The organism is Virgibacillus chiguensis, assembly GCF_900129865.1.
GTDB classification, from domain to species: domain Bacteria; phylum Bacillota; class Bacilli; order Bacillales; family Amphibacillaceae; genus Virgibacillus; species Virgibacillus chiguensis.
In genome coordinates this window covers 25,934-42,025 of record NZ_FQXD01000018.1, presented here as the reverse complement: position 1 = coordinate 42,025, position 16,092 = coordinate 25,934, and the positions used below count along the sequence as shown (strand labels likewise).

15 protein-coding genes and 1 pseudogene are annotated in these 16,092 nt (G+C 36.0%); 7 read left to right on the top strand and 9 right to left on the bottom strand.

What is annotated here, in order from left to right; genetic code table 11:
• Nucleotides 1–2: 2 nt before the first annotated feature.
• The 4 genes and pseudogenes from BUB45_RS16365 to BUB45_RS16350 form a co-directional block, all read right to left on the bottom strand.
• The gene (locus tag BUB45_RS16365; RefSeq protein ID WP_073012203.1) at nt 3–1,502 is read right to left on the bottom strand and encodes a sugar ABC transporter ATP-binding protein; all 1,500 of its coding nucleotides are present in this window, start codon (nt 1,500–1,502) and stop codon (nt 3–5) included.
• Nucleotides 1,503–1,575: 73 nt separating this feature from the next.
• A pseudogene (rbsD, locus tag BUB45_RS16360) lies at nt 1,576–1,971 on the bottom strand (D-ribose pyranase).
• Nucleotides 1,972–1,973: 2 nt separating this feature from the next.
• Nucleotides 1,974–2,864 carry a ribokinase gene (gene rbsK / locus BUB45_RS16355; protein WP_073012200.1) on the bottom strand — a complete coding sequence of 297 codons (891 nt, stop codon included), beginning with the start codon at nt 2,862–2,864 and terminating at the stop codon, nt 1,974–1,976.
• A complete protein-coding gene (locus tag BUB45_RS16350) occupies nt 2,864–3,856 on the bottom strand; it encodes a LacI family DNA-binding transcriptional regulator (RefSeq protein ID WP_073012197.1) in 993 nt (330 codons plus the stop codon). Before BUB45_RS16350 ends, rbsK begins: the two co-directional genes overlap by 1 nt.
• 562 nt (nt 3,857–4,418) lie before the next feature.
• Here BUB45_RS16350 and BUB45_RS16345 point away from each other — a divergent pair.
• Nucleotides 4,419–4,640 (top strand): hypothetical protein, encoded by a 222-nt coding sequence (locus BUB45_RS16345; protein WP_073012194.1) that lies wholly within the window; start codon nt 4,419–4,421, stop codon nt 4,638–4,640.
• A 97-nt stretch (nt 4,641–4,737) separates the two neighbouring features.
• Here BUB45_RS16345 and BUB45_RS16340 read toward each other — a convergent pair whose 3' ends face one another.
• On the bottom strand, nt 4,738–6,342 hold the full coding sequence (locus BUB45_RS16340) for a glutathione ABC transporter substrate-binding protein (protein WP_073012191.1): 1,605 nt from the start codon (nt 6,340–6,342) through the stop codon (nt 4,738–4,740).
• Between the two features lie 298 nt (nt 6,343–6,640).
• Here BUB45_RS16340 and BUB45_RS16335 point away from each other — a divergent pair, with 298 nt between their 5' ends.
• From BUB45_RS16335 to BUB45_RS16315, 5 genes are all read left to right on the top strand, one after another.
• On the top strand, nt 6,641–7,534 hold the full coding sequence (locus BUB45_RS16335; RefSeq protein WP_073012188.1) for an ABC transporter permease: 894 nt from the start codon (nt 6,641–6,643) through the stop codon (nt 7,532–7,534).
• Nucleotides 7,535–7,549: 15 nt separating this feature from the next.
• The gene (locus tag BUB45_RS16330; RefSeq protein WP_073012185.1) at nt 7,550–8,470 is read left to right on the top strand and encodes an ABC transporter permease; all 921 of its coding nucleotides are present in this window, start codon (nt 7,550–7,552) and stop codon (nt 8,468–8,470) included.
• A 25-nt stretch (nt 8,471–8,495) separates the two neighbouring features.
• Nucleotides 8,496–9,527 carry an ABC transporter ATP-binding protein gene (locus tag BUB45_RS16325; protein ID WP_073012182.1) on the top strand — a complete coding sequence of 344 codons (1,032 nt, stop codon included), beginning with the start codon at nt 8,496–8,498 and terminating at the stop codon, nt 9,525–9,527.
• Nucleotides 9,496–10,506 (top strand): ABC transporter ATP-binding protein, encoded by a 1,011-nt coding sequence (locus tag BUB45_RS16320; protein WP_073012179.1) that lies wholly within the window; start codon nt 9,496–9,498, stop codon nt 10,504–10,506. Before BUB45_RS16325 ends, BUB45_RS16320 begins: the two co-directional genes overlap by 32 nt.
• Nucleotides 10,507–10,771: 265 nt before the next feature.
• Nucleotides 10,772–10,984 (top strand): hypothetical protein, encoded by a 213-nt coding sequence (locus BUB45_RS16315; protein ID WP_139300191.1) that lies wholly within the window; start codon nt 10,772–10,774, stop codon nt 10,982–10,984.
• A 91-nt stretch (nt 10,985–11,075) separates the two neighbouring features.
• Here the strand turns inward: BUB45_RS16315 and BUB45_RS16310 are convergent, their stop codons facing one another.
• The 4 genes from BUB45_RS16310 to BUB45_RS16295 all read right to left on the bottom strand — a co-directional run bounded on the left by BUB45_RS16310 (nt 11,076) and on the right by BUB45_RS16295 (nt 14,772).
• Nucleotides 11,076–12,182: an ABC transporter permease gene (locus BUB45_RS16310; protein ID WP_073012173.1), complete on the bottom strand. Its 1,107-nt coding sequence runs from the start codon at nt 12,180–12,182 to the stop codon at nt 11,076–11,078.
• A gap of 2 nt (nt 12,183–12,184) precedes the next feature.
• Nucleotides 12,185–13,063 carry an ABC transporter ATP-binding protein gene (locus tag BUB45_RS16305; RefSeq protein ID WP_073012170.1) on the bottom strand — a complete coding sequence of 293 codons (879 nt, stop codon included), beginning with the start codon at nt 13,061–13,063 and terminating at the stop codon, nt 12,185–12,187.
• Nucleotides 13,064–13,109: 46 nt separating this feature from the next.
• Nucleotides 13,110–14,339 carry an ABC transporter permease gene (locus tag BUB45_RS16300; protein WP_212590786.1) on the bottom strand — a complete coding sequence of 410 codons (1,230 nt, stop codon included), beginning with the start codon at nt 14,337–14,339 and terminating at the stop codon, nt 13,110–13,112.
• Nucleotides 14,340–14,472: 133 nt separating this feature from the next.
• Nucleotides 14,473–14,772: a hypothetical protein gene (locus BUB45_RS16295; RefSeq protein WP_073012165.1), complete on the bottom strand. Its 300-nt coding sequence runs from the start codon at nt 14,770–14,772 to the stop codon at nt 14,473–14,475.
• Between the two features lie 720 nt (nt 14,773–15,492).
• Here BUB45_RS16295 and BUB45_RS16290 point away from each other — a divergent pair.
• Nucleotides 15,493–16,041 (top strand): hypothetical protein, encoded by a 549-nt coding sequence (locus BUB45_RS16290; protein WP_073012162.1) that lies wholly within the window; start codon nt 15,493–15,495, stop codon nt 16,039–16,041.
• Nucleotides 16,042–16,092: the final 51 nt, after the last annotated feature.

Here is a 16,092-nt window from a genome sequence, read left to right as displayed (position 1 = left end):
CTTTAAGCACCTCCTGTGGCTGCAGTCATAATCGATTCTTGATCCGCTTCTTCACGGTCGATAAACGCCGTTATTTTTCCTTCATGCATGACCATCACCCGATCACTTATCCCAAGGACTTCAGGTAATTCCGAAGAAATCATTATAATGGCTACACCCTTTTTAGAAAGTTCATTCATTATTGTATATATTTCTTTTTTTGCCCCAATATCTACACCACGAGTTGGTTCATCTAAAATAAGTACTTGCGGCTGAATAGCCAACCACTTTGCTATAACTACTTTTTGCTGATTCCCACCACTTAAAGACTTCACTTCCTGCATTTCGTTTGTAGCTCTTACCTGTAATTTCTGCATCAACTCACTAATGAGCTGGCTTTCTTTCCTTTTATGGATGATCCCATATCGTGATAACGCTCTCAAATTAGGTAAGGCGATATTTTCTTTAATAGAAGCATGAATAATTAACCCTTTCGACTTACGGTCCTCTGTAATAAAGCCAATCCCTGCATTAACTGCATCACGCGGATGTTTAATAACAACTTGTCTTCCATTTAGTTCAATGGTTCCTCTATCTAATTTACGGTATCCAAATATAGCTTCCATCACCTCAGACCGACCTGCTCCCATCAAACCAGCCACACCGAGAATCTCTCCTTCTCTGACAGAAAAGCTGATATTACGAAAATAATTAGCCAATTGTAGGTTTTTAACTTGAAAGACGACTTCTCCGACATCATGATTTCTCGCAGGATATCGTTCGCCAAGCTCTCTACCTACCATCATTTTCACAATCTCTTCAAATGATGTATGAGGTGTAGCTTTGGTGCCAATATATTGACCATCACGTAGAACCGTGATCCGATCACAAATTTCAAATATTTCTTCCATGCGATGGGATATATAAACAATGCTTACCCCATCTGCTTGCAACTTTTTAATAACGTGAAAGAAGTTTTCAATTTCATGTTCTGTCAATGCCGCTGTAGGCTCGTCCATAATGATTAATTCTGCATTGGTTGTCAAAGCTTTTGCTATTTCAACCATTTGTTGCTTTCCAATCGATAGTTCACCAGCCAATTGTTCGGATTTTATATCATGTACACCTAAGTTAGTTAAGGCCTCAGCCGTTCTACGTCTTATTTCCCGCCTATTCAGAATACCCGTTTTTCCATATGTCAGCTCTTTCCCTAAAAACATATTCTCCGCTACTGTTAAATGTGGAATAATATTTAATTCTTGATGAATAACACTAATTCCATACGCTTCAGCATGTTTAGGACCCGAAAATGTCATCTGTTTACCTTGCACATATATATTACCTTGATCTTTTGTATAAATGCCTGTTAAAATCTTCACTAGAGTAGACTTTCCCGCTCCGTTTTCTCCCATTAATGCATGAATTTCCCCACGGTTTACAGTAAAATCAACCTGTTGTAATACTTTATTTCCGGAAAAAGCTTTACTGATGTTGTTCATCTGTACAAAAGGGTCACTCGTCATCACTTGCTCTCCTTTCGTCTAAAAATCCATAGAAATGCCAAGTTCTAATACGAAAACTTGTAGCTTTTCTATGCTAAAAGATAACTCCCGAACGTAACATGACATTAGCAAATGGCGTTGCTTCACCAGTTCGAATTACTGCCTTCGTATCGCTCATTGCTTTTTTAAAATCTTCATGGAAAACATAATCTAATGGAATGTTTCCATAAGTTGATGTGATTTCATGATGCAAACGCGTATTCTACAACTTGATTTCACTAGCCATCGTTATCTTTTCAACTTCCATATGCTTCATGATTAAACGGACAACATCTACTAATGAAGGCGTTCCAAGGTCAATAGAGAGGTCAATACATTTTATATGCTGGGGTATTGGTAAACCACAATCTCCTACAACAATTGTATCGGTATGCCCTAGTTGAGAAAGAACAGTGGCGATGTCGCGATTCAAAATGCCTGTCTTTTTCACTGTTAACCCTCCCTTTCTGTCATAAATTGATGAACCATTTCTACTGTTGGCATGCCTGCTTGTGCCCCCACTTTCGTGATTGATAATGCAGCTGCTGCATTGGCAAAATGTATAGCTCGCGACAGTGTTTCGCCTTGTGCTAATTGTGTAACAAAAGCGCCATTAAATGTATCACCTGCACCTGTTGTATCTTTTACAGGAACAGAGTAGCTGTGCACCTTTTTTTTCGTGTTGTTTTCATAAAAATGTACCCCCTCACTCCCTAGCGTTACTACCATTTTATCTTTTATAGAGCTAGAAGCAGCTTCTTTTTTCATTGCTTCTGCTTCCATTTCATTCGGAGTAAAATAAGTAGTATCTTGTATTATTTCTTTCGGTAAATGCTGATATGGAGCAGGGTTTACTACAACTGGAATATGATATTGCTTCGCTTTTTTCACCGTGTAGGCTACCGTAGTAAGTGGTATTTCTAGTTGCAATAAAATGATGTCGCTTTGTTGAATAATGTTTTCATGTCGATCAATCACTTCTTCGGTTATAGCTGCGTTAGCCCCTGGGGCAACAATAATTCGATTGTCACCTTCAGACAAAATAATGTTTGCTACGCCTGTAGACTGTTCGCTATTTTTGATAACGCCATCTGTGTGAATGCCTTCAACTTGCAAATGTTTTCGTAATGTTACGCCAAATTCATCCTCACCGACAGCGCCAATCATTGTAACTTTTGCTCCTAGTCTAGTCGCTGCAACTGCTTGGTTCGCACCTTTTCCTCCTGGATATAAGGCAAAGGACTGACCTAGTACCGTTTCTCCTTGACGTGGCATTTGTCTTGTTTGAATCGTCATGTCCATATTAATGCTTCCGACTACACAGATTTTCGGAGCATGTATCATCATGCTTCCTCCCTTCGTTTTGTCGAATCACGCTCTATTAATGTAACTTCTAATTCTTCATGAATGACTTGTTGCTCTGGATGATCAATCAACTCTAATAAAATTTGTGCTGCTCTACTTCCAATTTCGTATATAGGCTGCTGTATGGTGGTTAATGAAGGTGTTGTTGTTAGTCCGAGAGGGATGCCATCAAAACCGATTACAGATAGCTGTTCGGGAATGTTCATATTTAATGATTCGGCTGCTTTTAATACACCAACAGCCATCAAATCATTTGCTACAAAGAGACCGTCAATATCTTTATGCTTCGTTAACAGATCTTTGGTTACTTCATAGGAACTTTTAAATCGATAATCGCCTGCCACGATAAAATCAGAATGAAACCATGCTTCATACTTCACTACATCAAGATAGCCTTTTAAGCGATCTTTTGAATTGCTTGCTGTTTGTGGACCGCAAATATGGGCAATTTTTTTACAGCCAATGGATTGTAAATATGCTGTTGCTTCTCTCGCACCTTTTCGGTTATTTACTGTAACAGACGAGATGTTCGAACTAAATCTCCTGTCTAAAGAAATAATCGGGCTTGTCACATGTTCAAGATGTCTCTCACATATTGTACTTGACACCATAATAAAACCATCCACGGATTTTTGTGTTAACGCATTTAAGTACGTAATTTCTTTTTCATGATTATCATCGGTATTACATAATACAAAGGTATAACCGTACTGATTCGTTACATCTTCTACGGCACGGGCAAGCTCTGGAAAAAAAGGGTTTTTAATGTCTGGAACAAAAAGCGCAATCATCTTAGAGCTACCTTTAAATAAACTTCTAGCAACGTCATTCGGTCGGTAGCGTAGCTGTTCAATCGCTTCATTGACACGATTTTTCGTTTCACTATTAACATACCCATTGTCATTTAGCACCCTAGATACTGTTGCTGTTGATACGTTAGCAAGTTTCGCAACATCTCGAATGGTCGCCATAACAACCTCCACCCCTCATTACTAACTAATAAATCGTTAAGTGTAACCTGTTACATAAATTTGGAAAAAAGTATGTAACCCGTTACAAACAGGGTAATTTATACATATTACTTTGTCAATATAATTTACTAAGAAAATTTCGACATATTCCGCAACCTTGATTGCGCTAGTTGACATGGACATAGATGATGAATAAACCCCTGTGAATTAGTGCATCTTAAAATAAGCACTTCATAAAGTAAACCTTCCATTCGTGTGGGTATTCTTCCGACTGTCTAGTAGCCCAAGGGATGATCGAAAGCCGTCTTACGAAAAAGGGAATTTAGTTGCTGTTAGTCTCCCACTTAAACTTGTTCAACTTAATCTAATTCTTAAAGTGAGGCTCTTCCAGCACCTTATATCGGAAATAAACCTATTTTTTTAGAAAAACTTGGCTTGTCGTCAAGTTGCTGGGCGCCGGACCCGGACAGGGATCTGGTTACGCCCATAGCATCAACTTTTATGCTTTCTTATCTTTTTAAACTGTTCATCCAAAATTTATCAATGAAAGGAGTATTTATATATGTGGTACTTACTAGCTCTTGGAGGATTGTTCGTTGCAATCGCACTATTTTATACCATTAAGGTCGGTAAAGATGTAGAGACACAAAAGGACGAGTATGATACGGAATTTAAAGCAACAAAAAAACACCCTGCGTTATTTAATCCCGTTTTCTTAGCATATATTATTGGTTTTGGCGGGATTATTCTACTTATATTGTATTTTGCTTTAACCTGGAAATAACTCGCTATAAATAAAGCTTATATTCAGCTGTGAAACTACTGTCGTGTAGCACATACAACAAGAAACCAGATGCCAAAAGCATCTGGTTACAAATATATTACTCTTCAATATAGGCTTGCTTAATTTGGTAAATACCTTGAGTATTAACACCAAAGTCTTTTACCTTATCACTTACACCGAGTAAGTACTCTTGGTGATGTGTATAAATCATCGGCGCTAAATCAACAAGCATTTCTTGTGCTTCTGTATATAATTTTTGACGCTCTTCACGATCAGTAGAGCGACGAGCTTCGTCCAAAATCTTATCTAATTCTTCATTTTCTAAGAAAGAGCGATTACCAGTTTCGCCAACTGCAGATGAATGGAATAATGGATACATACCATAGTCTGCATCTCCGGTACTTGTTGACCAACCAAGAACAAACATATCATGTTCCCCGTTAGACGTTCTATCTAAAAATGCTCCCCACTCTAATTCTTCAATTTCAACCTCAACACCAATTTCTTTTAGTTGATTTTGAATCGTAACAGCTGTATCTACACGCTGTTCGTTATCATTCGTCCAAATCGTTGTTTTAAAACCATCGTTATAGCCGGCTTCCGCTAATAGCTCTTTTGCTTTTTCCACATCAAACTCTAAACCAGATACATTTTCATCATAGCCAAATACTGGTGGAGCTAATGGGCCTTTAGCTGGAATGCCTACATTGTTGTATACACCACTAACGATTTCTTCTTTATTAATTGCCATGGAAACAGCTTGACGAACTTTTTTATCATCAAACGGTTCTTTTTTCAAGTTAAAACCTACATAAGCTAACGATGTACTTGGCTCCTGAAGTGCGCTCATACCTTCAGCATTATCTACACGTGATATATTATTAGGCCCTATTTGATCAGCTACATGAGACACACCTGTTTCAAGTTCAGCTACTCGGGAACTCTGTTCTTTGACTACTTTAAATTTAGCAGTATCAAGTTTTGCCTTGTCACCCCAATAATCATCATTACGTGAGATAACAACCTCTTCTCCTGCTTTCCACTCATCTAATTTAAATGGACCAGTTCCGATAGGATTTTTGTTGATATATGCATCAACATCCCCCCCACCTTCCATCTGCGCATAATCTTCATCAATTATTTTCGGACTCATAATTGCTGTACCACTATGTGCTAAATTGGCTAACAGCGGCGCATATGGATATTTTAACTTAATCACTAATGTAAGATCATCTTTTGCTTCGACACTTTCCACAGCTTCAAGTAAAAAAGCTCTCGGTGAGGCAATCTTTTCATCAACAAGTCGATCAAAGTTCTTCTTTACAACCTCTGCCGTCAACGCTTCCCCATCATGGAATTTCACACCTTCTTGCAATTGAAATTCCCAAGTGGTCTCATCTACTTCTTTCCATTCTTTCGCTAAGCTTGGTTGCGGTTCCTGATTTTCATCTAGGACAGTTAATGTTTCATAAATATTATCTGCAACTTGGCCAGATGGAATATCAGTTGTACCATGTGGAGATAATGAAACAACATCAGATGGAAGAGCAATAACTAAATCGCCACCGCTACCTGAACCTTCTTCTCCTGACCCTTCGCCTTCTGATTTACTTTCAGCCTCCCCATCGCCAGCACATGCTGCTAGGACAAATGTAAGCATGGCTAACAAGGATACGAGCCATAATAATTTTTTGTTCTTCATAATTTTAAAGATACCCCCTGTCTCTAATTTAAAGGAAAAAGTTGTTAACATTTTTTAATATAAACGATTTTTTACAAAATAGCAAGAATATTTGAACGCAAAAATTATAATTTAATACTATGAATTAAAAATATTTTTCGATCTGTATTGAAAAATGCCTCGTTTGATTGTACTATAAATAGTATGACAAATTTCCCTATATTCCGCGTAAATGTCCAACATACTTTTGCGTCAATGTTCAACTAAATATCAGATTTTTATTAATAATGTTATATTTCGACGATAAGGGGGTAACTACATGCGTGCAGAACAAGTAAACAATGTAATGACACAAAAAACGGATCATCCTTTCACACGATCATTGAAGGACTTCTACAGTAAATTACGAAAAAATAAGAGTGCCTTAGTTGGAGGGTATTTAATTATTATTTTAGTCCTCATCGCTCTTATAGGACCGTATTTAACTTCCCAAACTCCAGAAGCAGTTGATTATGGTGTGAAGCTTCAAGGTCCTTCTGCTGAGCACTGGTTTGGAACCGATCATCATGGCAGAGATATTTTCACAAGAGTTATTCATGGATTAGGAATTACGATGGGTATAGGTATTTCAGCAACTATTTTGGGTGGAATTGTTGGTATTTTTCTTGGATTAATTTCAGGTTACTACGGCGGAAAATTAGATGCTATTATTATGCGAATGATGGACATTTTGCTAGCTTTCCCAGGAATTTTATTAGCTCTAGCGTTAATTAGTATTCTAGGAGCAAATCTGCGAAATGTGATTTTTGCTGTTGCCATTTTTGCAATTCCGACGTTTGCTCGAATTGTAAGAGGGTCAACATTGGCTACAAAAAAATTAGAATACATTGATGCCATGAAGGCACTAGGCGCATCTGATACGAGGATTATATTCAAACATATCTTACCAAATATTTTGTCGCCAATTATTGTACAAGCGAGTCTATTTATTGCTACAGCAGTACTATCTGCTAGTGGTCTATCATTTTTAGGGATGGGGGCTCAGCCACCGTCACCAGAATTAGGTGCACTTTTAAGTGACGGTCGTGACTTTATGTGGGATGCAGGACATATCGCATTGTTCCCAGGCTTAGTAATTATGTTAATCGTATTAGCCTTCAACATCTTTGGTGATGGCTTACGAGATGCGTTAGATCCAAAAATGAAAAAATAGGAAGTAGGTGCAACAATGTTTCAATTTATTGTACGGCGTTTATTACAGCTGATCCCTGTTTTAATAGGTGTAACTATTTTAGTATTTTCCCTTATGCACCTATCTCCAGGAAATCCAGCACATATTATTGCTGGGGAAAGCGCGCCTCCAGATACAGTTGAACAAATTGAAGAACGGTTAGGATTAAATGATCCGATACCTGTTCAATATTTTAATTTCGTCAAAGATGCTGCTATGTTAGATTTCGGAAATTCTTGGAGAACAAGCTTACCAGTTAGTGAGGAGCTATGGCCAAAATTTTGGGTTACTTTTGAATTAGCTGTTTACAGTACGCTGTTTAGTATCTTTTTAGGTTTAATTGCAGGTATTATTTCAGCGGTTAGAAAATATTCATTTGCTGATGTTTCTATTATGTTAATAGCATTATTCGGATTATCGATGCCTAACTTCTGGTTTGGCCTTATGTTAATGCAATGGTTCTCTATTAAACTCGGTTGGTTGCCGCCAACAGGGTGGGGGACGCCAGAGCAAATCGTGATGCCAGTCATTACACTAGGAACGATGGGAGCTGCCGTTATTGCTAGGATGACGCGTTCCAGCATGTTGGATGTAATTTCTCAAGATTATATTCGAACAGCGCGTGCCAAAGGCTTAGGTGAAAGAATCGTTATCTATCGCCACGCTTTAAAAAATGCATTAATACCAGTAGTAACCGTTGTAGGATTACAATTTGGTAGTTTACTAGCGGGAGCTGTTTTGACTGAATCTGTATTTGCTATTAATGGCATGGGGAAATTAATCATTGATCGTATATTGGCAAGGGATTTCCCTGTAGTACAAGCCGCCGTTTTAGTAATTGCTATCGTATTCGTATTTGTAAATTTAATTGTCGATATTTCTTACAAGTTCTTAAATAAACGGATTGACTTAGAATAGTAGATGTAGAAAAGAGGTGAACAGAATGAGTGAAGATATTATTTTAGATATAAAAGATTTACAGACATCTTTTTACCTAGATGATTTTGAAGTAAAAGCAGTGGATGGTGTTTCCTTTAAATTACCTAAAGGGAAAACAATAGGTATTGTTGGAGAATCAGGCTCTGGTAAAAGTATTACAGCACTATCAATATTAAGATTGCTTGATCATCCTGGTAAAGTAAAAGGTGGAGAGATTAACTTTAAAGGTAGAGATTTAACTACATTAACAGACAAGGAAATTCGTCAAATTCGGGGGAACGAAATTTCCATGATATTCCAAGAGCCGATGACTTCCTTAAATCCTGTTTATACCATTGGACAACAAATTCGTGAAACATTAAAGGTTCATCAAGGCTTAGACAAAGAAAATGGAACAAAGAAAGCGATTGAATTATTAAAACTAGTTGGTATTCCTTCCCCAGATAAACGAGTGAAACAATATCCACACGAACTATCTGGTGGGATGCGACAACGAGTTATGATCGCCATGGCGCTGGCTTGTAATCCAGATTTACTTATTGCAGATGAACCAACTACAGCATTAGATGTAACGATTCAAGCACAAATTTTGGATCTTATTAATGACTTACAGGATCGCCTTGGTATGTCTGTCATTATGATTACCCACGACTTAGGTGTAGTAGCAGAGACGTGTGATTATGTAGCCGTTATGTACGGTGGTAAAGTAGTCGAATACCAAGATGTGAAGTCTTTGTTTAGAAATCCTAAACACCCCTATACAGTAGGTTTATTGAAGTCCATCCCTCGTCATGATACAGATGTGGATGAATTGGAGCCGATTAGAGGTAGCGTGCCAAGTCCAAAGGATATGCCAAAAGGCTGCCGTTTTGCACCAAGATGTCCGTTTGCCACTGAACTTTGTATGGAAGAACTCCCTTCCCTTGATCATGTAGAAGGAGAAAGTGAAGTTCGTTGTTGGATATATACTGATCATTGGGATGGAGATGCGGAGGTGAAGGCACATGGCCCAAAAAGAGTTGCTCAAAGTAACTAATTTAAAACAATATTTCCCGATTAAAGGTGGTTTTCTAGGAAGAACCGTTAACCACGTTAAAGCAGTAGACGATGTTACATTTGAAATTTTCGAAGGGGAAACATTAAGTGTTGTCGGTGAATCAGGTTGTGGTAAATCTACAACTGGTCGTGCCATTCTACGCTTAGATGAACCTACAGCTGGAGAAATCGAATTTGATGGCGGAGACTTATTAGCGTTGAGCAAAAGCGACATGCGTAAAAAACGAAAAGACTTACAAGTAATTTTCCAGGATCCATACGCTTCATTAAACCCACGCCAAACCGTCGCGCAAATTTTAACAGAAGCAATGGCCATTCAAAATGTAATACCAAAAAAAGAGCGCAGAAAACGTGCGATTGAACTATTGGAAACAGTTGGGTTAAATGCGGGACAAATTGACCGATACCCACATGAGTTTTCTGGTGGACAGCGTCAAAGAGTCGGAATTGCCCGTGCTCTATCAGTTAATCCGAAATTAATTATTTGTGATGAAGCTGTTTCTGCTTTAGATGTTTCCGTACAAGCACAAGTATTGAATCTATTAAAGAATTTACAACGTGAATTTAAATTAACCTTTTTATTTATTGCCCACGATCTCGGTGTAGTTCGACATATTTCGGATCGAATTATTGTCATGTATTTAGGGAAAATTGTAGAGATTGCTGACAAAAAGTCGTTATTTGATAATCCACAACACCCTTATACGAAGTCATTATTATCAGCTATACCTACGCCTGATCCAGAAGCTAAAAAAGAACGCATCATTCTAAAAGGGGATGTTCCGTCTCCAATAGATCCGCCAACTGGATGTCGCTTCCATACAAGATGTCCATTTGCTACCGATTTATGTAAAACAGAAGTTCCTGATTTACGCAACTTGGATCATATGAAAGAAGGGCACCGAGCTGCATGTCATCACATTGAAAAAATTGTAACTGGTGACATGCAACCGACATAAAATGAGAATAGACGATCATGTTAACTAAAAAATCGATGAAAAGACCGTAAACCAAAATATCTAAGCTCCGTTTGAGCTTAGATATTTTTTTACATGTATACCTTCTTTTTTCTGCTCATCAGCATTTCTACCATCGCATTATTCTACGTCATACATATAATATATAGTCCACTTCCAATTTCGTCTCCGAAATTTAGTACGGTTATTTCTCACTTTTTATTTTCGCTGTATGGGTGAGTTTTGTAGGAAGCGTTTACGACATTTTATGATGAAAAACAGAAAAAGGGTGAGCAACTTGGAAAGTACATTCGATATTTTAAATGAAGAAATACCTATTTTGGATATTATTACTATCCTTTTCATTGAAGATGACCCAATCACAGGCATAGCACTTGTGTTACTTTTAAAAATGGTCACCGACGATAAAATGATTAAAATATCCCTCATCTTATTAATTATCGTTTTATCTCATGTGTAAATATCCTTAAAATAGTATTATCTAGTATTTATCGGAAAATCGATACTTTTTATTGTAAAAACAGCTATCACAAATATAATTATTTTTTTCCCTATTTTGAGCTAATTTTTCGCTTCGTTATCCAAAATAGAAGTGCTGTACTTAAAAATATGCTGAAAATACCTTGATACCAAACTGTGTCATTTTGATATACAATACGTTCATTCGCTAATACATATTGAAATGGATGAAACCAAAGAAGAAAATTTGATGAAACCCAAGTGAGTGAATAGCCTATAAACAAAATTATCGTTAATACAATAACAGTCTTCAAAGTATGTTTTAGGATTAGCCCAAGAAACATACTTAAAATTATTACCATGAATACTGTTGCACTTGTAACTATGATGCCTTGAAATAGATAATCAGCAATAGATATAAATTCAATGTCTCCATTATTCTCTATTAAAACTGGATATTGGAAAGTACCTTTTTTACCGAAAAGTACATTTACTAGAATGGCAGTTGCAAAAAATATGAAAAGCATAGCGATGTAAACGAACAAAGAAACAAGATATTTGCTCGTAATAATATTTTTTTTATTTATAGGTTGAGTAAATAATAATTGTATTGAGCGTTGCTCATATTCTGATGATAAAATATCACCTGTTATCACTATAACGAACAAAATAGCCCCAAATTGAAATAATAAACTAGTCAATAGCTTTAAAAAATTCGGCATCGCTACACTGAAGGTTGGATGTTGTGGCTTTATATCATCTGTGATGAGTTTTTCGTTGGTTGCAATTCGTTGCTCAATATCAATAAGAGAAAGCGGGAAGTCACCTTCTGCTTTTTTATAATCCTTTACTGCAAATAAAAATTCATTTTCAAGTGTTAATTTTGTTCTCCAATCCTTTGAGTTTTGTATATTTCTTAGCTCCGTTAACGTAATCAATAGTTGTTCACTAATGGAAAGTAGATGTTGCAGTTTTTCATTATTAGGTTCAGCATGCAATGTATTTTGAATACTTTCTTCATTGGATCGTACGGTTTCCGTATGTTTAGCAAGTATTTCTTGTTCTTCTTTTTCAATATAGGGCTGAAAAATGACATTTCGTATAAACATACCGATGACAAACAAGATGCATAACAACATAAACAGATGAAATTTTTTATCAAACATCATCTTTTTTAGCTCAAATGTTACATACGTCATGTTTATTCTACCCCTTCAAACAATTCCTGATACCTCTGTTCTGCTCCCGTTTTATAGCTATCTATATCTTCAATGCATACTTCATGTTCAGTCATCTTTTGAATAAAATGAGGTAATTTTAGATCCATTTCTACAAAGGATAGTTGATTTGTTTGAATGAATCTATATGGTATAGCATGTTCTTTTAATATTCTCATTGCCTTCTCCCCATCATTTACAGTTACTATATATTGTTTTTGGTGAAGTTCTGCAAGCGATTCTTCCATTATTAAACCCGATTTCATAAAATAAATGGTATTCGTCAATCTGTCTATTTCATCCAAGTTATGCGAGGAAAGCATAATAGTCGTACCTTGATGATGCAATTCTAGCAGAACATTTCTTATGGTTATCGCACTCGATGGGTCTAAACCTGTTAATGGTTCATCCATTAATAGTAGCTTTGGTTTATTTATAATAGACATTGCTAAAAGTAGATGTTGCTTCATTCCGAGAGAATAGTTCCTTACACGTTTTTTTAGATAAGAAGTCATCCCAATTTTCTCTGCCACCTGCTTTATTTGATTATGTGGAATATGTTGTACATCACAAATAAATTTCAAATGATCGTAGCCTGTTAAATTACCGTACAAAATTCGATTATCTTGTAAGTAAGAAACCTCTTTAAATATAGAGGGATTTGTATGTTTTTTCCCAAGTAAATAAATATCCCCTTCACTAAATCCCAATAAATTAGTCATACAATTTAGCAAAGTAGTTTTTCCTGACCCGTTTGGCCCTACTAGCGCAATGATGGTAGGTGTTTTCACTTCAATATGAATTCCTTTTAATACCCATTCTTTTTTATATTGCTTTTTTAAGTTTTGAATTGAAATAATCATGCATTCCCCCCTTTTTGAGGTTGGATGATGTCCTTTTTCAGTAGTATCATTTTTTAGCATTACTACGTTTTAATAAAATAAAGTAGCTTGCCAAAAAAAATATTATACTATAGGAACCTAATATTATCAGTCCCGTGGGATAAGTAAAATACTCGTTATTTAGTGTTACCGCTAATTCATTGGTAACAACTTTTGTTACAGAAAAGTAAGAAAACGGAGTAAAAGAAAAGATCAATGATTCTGCAAAACCTTCATTCCATTGATGGGTAATAAAAATGACGAGTATAGTTAACCCAACAGCAGATAACGTATGTCTCGTTATCACAGAAAAGAAAAAAAGTAAGGAGTAACAAAATAACAAAACCATCATGGAAATAATAAACACTTTTAGTAAAAATACCCCCATTGTTATAAAATGATAAGAACGTTCTGTTTCGTATATTAGAACTGGGTAATCCAAATTACCAAAACGATCAAAAATCGTACCCATTAGAACAGAAAATATACTTACACAAAGTAAAATGAGGATAGTTATTGTCATCGTAGCTGCCAACTTACTGATCAGCAGTTGATAAAGACGAATGGGTTGGGTTTGTAACAATTGAATGGGACCATTTTTCCCTATGCCTTCTTTTGTAAGCATATTACCAAATAATAAAACAAAAAATATTGGTGCAACATAATGGAATAACTGTTTAAACACGTGGGATAAGAAATTAATTCCTGTTGAGGAATACTTTGTGCTTTGATTTTTGACAAATGCTTCTGCCCGCTTATCTCCAAAATCAACATCATACATTGTTGTCCATGATGATGTACCAATTGGAAGCACTGGTGGGATTCCTCTATCTCGTAACCATTTATTTTTTTGGTAACGGGTTTCTGTTGTAAATGCTGTTGGAAATGTAGAATAGGATATTATTTTATTCGTAGAATGAATTCCTGCGTCCTCATCATCTTTTATTTCTTTAGCTAAAATGGTGGACCAGTCCTTTTGACGGTAAGCTTCTACCATATCTTTTTCTTTAGATAAATACTCTTTTTGAAAGTCTATTTCTTCTTTTAAGCCTGTATTATTTTGACCTTCTTCCTGATTATCTAATTGATTTAAATCTTCTAAATGCTGTTCTTGCAGGTACACCCTGTCTTTGATCTCCATGATGATATCATCGGTTCGTACCGTATTAACATATACAAAAACAAAGTATCCCAGTATGATGAAGATAAGTAACACCAGCATTATAAATATGAACAGAGATTTCGTTATTTTTTTCATTTCGAATAACCAGATTTTTAACATATTAACGTTTCCCCATACTCTATTTTTCTAGTTAATCTTATGTCTATGAAAAGAAAAAACGCTTCTTCATAGAACCTATGTCAAACCTATAACCATAGTTCAACCCTTTTTACATTGGACATGGCGCTGCACATCGTACCTTGCCAGAGTAATAAGCAATTACCCCTGATCCAGTTGATTGCCAATGTTCCAGTCGCAAGGTGCCTGACCATCCACCAACATTGTAATAATATGTACTTGGCGGAACTTCTCTATTTGCATAAACGACCATATAATCATTAATCTGCTTCGTATAGGATTGAAAAGTTCCTTCAGCGCCTTTATTACTTGCAGCTGAAGATTGAATAGGAAATGCCAAAAAGGCTACTATACACCCTACTACCAACAACATGTTAAGTACCTTTTTCATTAATAACCCTCCCCTTCTAATGTAATCACCCTTTTACATCATTTCAATTATTGGTATTTCTGAGTTGCCTCCTCCATCATTACATACCTAAGGTAGTCGCTTTTATGAGGTGACCACTTATAGGTAAAATCAATTACTGTATACAATCACCTTATAGAACGTACATAATATATGATATTCTTTGCTTTTTCTAAAATTCCTGCTTTTTTATTTTAATTATTTTTCTATTCTAATTATTTTAAAAATGATTTATAATTAGCAAAAAGGGTATTAAATTATTTTATAAATAGCATTTTATTACAAAACCACTATATACAGTGTTTTTATAAGTTTAATTTTTTTAAATCGACCTTTTTAGGAGTTAGCCGCAGAAAAATTTAAATTACATTTTTTTATGAAATGGAATTGTGATTACAATTGTAGACTATATTTTATTGTGTAAATGTAGCAATGTACATCTCTGTATCATGCTCATGCATAAGCTCATAAGACGTATTGGCTTATCGCAAAGTCATTTTGACGAAAGGCTATCGTTTATACAATAAAGTGAATCTTCATTTAGCAGGGTTATTTCACTCTCCACTGAATGTTAGTAACCGAACGAATTGGGGATTTAGCTGCTGTTATCTCCCACTCAGACTTGCTCAACGCACTTCTCCAATTCTTGAAGCAGGAGTCTTAAATCTTTCACTTTCCCATAATAAAACAAAGGAGGCTATTATGAAGAAAATTATTATTTTTATCTTAGCGGGCGTACTATTAATTGGGTGTACAGCAGAAGATGAGGAATCAACGGATAAGCAAACCACTACGACTAATAACTCAGAACAAGAAACGAATCGTATTCCATCTAAAAATAAGGAAGTGAAGGAAAAAACATCTACTAGACCACCTGATTTATCCCTGGATGCGGGAAATATTTTAATCCCATCTGAAAACTATTCTTATTGCTGGGACAAATCTGATTGCTCCATTAAACCTAAAGATCCGAAAGAAACAATATCCCTACAAAAAATATTCCCCGTACAATCTGGGCAGAGATTGCAATTTGTAACAAGTGCTACAGAGAATTATGTTGGTGCATTAGTCCCTCCAGATACCATTGAAGTAACCCAAATATCCAACAAAGATGAGAAAAAGGTATCTATTTCTAACAATGAGTATATCGCTCCAGAAGAAAAGGGGAGATATTATTTAAATGTCTATGCTAAATGGAATAAAGAGATTCAAGGCGAAGCATACTACGCCTTCAGCATCAGCGTCCGATAAAAAAATTCAATCCGTGGGGCTTTCACCCTCACGGATTGTTTATAGCCCAAG